The 240-nt window shown below is 59.6% G+C and carries 1 pseudogene; it reads left to right on the plus strand.

Going from position 1 to position 240, the window contains the following annotated elements:
- Window positions 1-151, plus strand: a pseudogene (locus tag SB756_RS34695) (PAS domain-containing sensor histidine kinase); the annotation flags it as partial.
- Between the last annotated feature and the right edge of the window lie 89 nt (window positions 152-240).

The following is a 240-nucleotide window of genomic DNA, read 5'->3' on the forward strand; positions in this document are numbered from 1 at the left end:
GGGCACTGGCTTGGGCCTTAGCCAGGTATATGGCTTTGCCAGGCAGAGCGGCGGCGCCATTTTTGTCGACAGTGAGCCCGGCCACGGAACTTCCATGCAACTTTACTTGCCAACGTATCAGGACAAGACCCACAGCAATCTCGACAGGTGAGCATCATGGCACAGGCACTCAGGCGGCTGGTGACGGGTATCGAAGGGCTCGATGCCTTGCTCAAGGGTGGCTTGGTAGCCGGTGCCTCC

The sequence above is a fragment of the Pseudomonas sp. SIMBA_068 genome, from assembly GCF_046534705.1.
In the GTDB taxonomy this organism is placed as follows: Bacteria; Pseudomonadota; Gammaproteobacteria; order Pseudomonadales; family Pseudomonadaceae; genus Aquipseudomonas; species Aquipseudomonas putida.